The following is a 996-nucleotide window of genomic DNA, read 5'->3' on the forward strand; positions in this document are numbered from 1 at the left end:
GATGGCGGGGGCGGGGGCGGTGTCGTTCGCCGTGCCGGGCTTGGTCTTGTTTGGAGTGTTCTGTGTGGTGTCCATAGGGCTACTCTCCGCCCGTGTCGTGCGCCCCGGCTTGGATATTCCGGCACTCTTCGGCCAGCCAGCCGGTGGGGCTCTCGCCCGTGTACTGCCGGAAGTCCCGTACGAGGTGGGAGTGGTCGTAGTAGCCGCAGTCGGCCGCGATCCGGGCCAGGTCCTGCGGGGCGTCCTCCGCGGCGGCGCGGACCACGGCGGCCTTGGCGTGCTGGAACCGCATCAGGCGCGCCGCCTGCTTGGGGGCGAGGCCCGTCTCGGCGCGGAAGAGCGAGGTCAGACGGCGTTCGCTGAGTGCCACGTGGCGGGAGAGGCCGCCGAGGGTGCCCGCGCCGCGGTGCCTGGCGAGCCAGGCCCAGGCCTCGGCGACCTCCGGGCGTACGGGGCCCGACGGGCGCTCCTCGGCGGTGGCGGCGCGGTCACGGAGGTAGGCGGTGAGGGCGGCGAAGCGGTCCTCCCAGGTGTCCAGGCCGCAGAGCCGCTCGCGGAGCTCCGTGGCGCGCTCGCCGAACACGTCCGTGCCGCCGACCACCAGCTCTCCGGCGAGCGCGGACGCGGGCAGGCCGAGGAGTGTGCGGGCGGCGAGGGGGTGGACGGCGAGCTGGATGCCCGCCTCGTGCTCGGGCTGCACCACGTAGGCGGGGCTCTGGTGCAGGCCGCCGACGACGATGTCGGTGCGGGTGGCGTTGTCGCCGGTGGCCTGGTCGGGGGTCTCGCCGGTGGCGATGTCGCCGTCCAGGGAGAAGATCACCGTCAGGTGGGGGGACGGGAGGCCCCTGTGCAGGGCTGGGCGCTGGCCTGACGTGCGGTAGCCGACCGCGGATACGACCATGCCGTGCAGTGGGGGCACGGTTCTTTTGAACTCCCTTACCGCCATGTGTCCAGTATCGCGGGCCTGCGGCTGCGGCTGTGGGGGCGGTTTTGGGG

General features: G+C 73.4%; 1 protein-coding gene. It reads right to left on the reverse strand.

Features of this window, described 5'->3' with window-relative positions; all coding sequences use genetic code 11:
* Positions 1 to 79: 79 nt before the first annotated feature.
* The gene (locus tag AB8Z36_RS40750) at positions 80 to 901 is read right to left on the reverse strand and encodes an AraC family transcriptional regulator (protein ID WP_369218382.1); all 822 of its coding nucleotides are present in this window, start codon (positions 899 to 901) and stop codon (positions 80 to 82) included.
* Positions 902 to 996 lie beyond the last annotated feature (95 nt).

The sequence above is a fragment of the Streptomyces flavofungini genome, assembly GCF_041028215.1.
In the GTDB taxonomy this organism is placed as follows: Bacteria; Actinomycetota; Actinomycetes; order Streptomycetales; family Streptomycetaceae; genus Streptomyces; species Streptomyces flavofungini_B.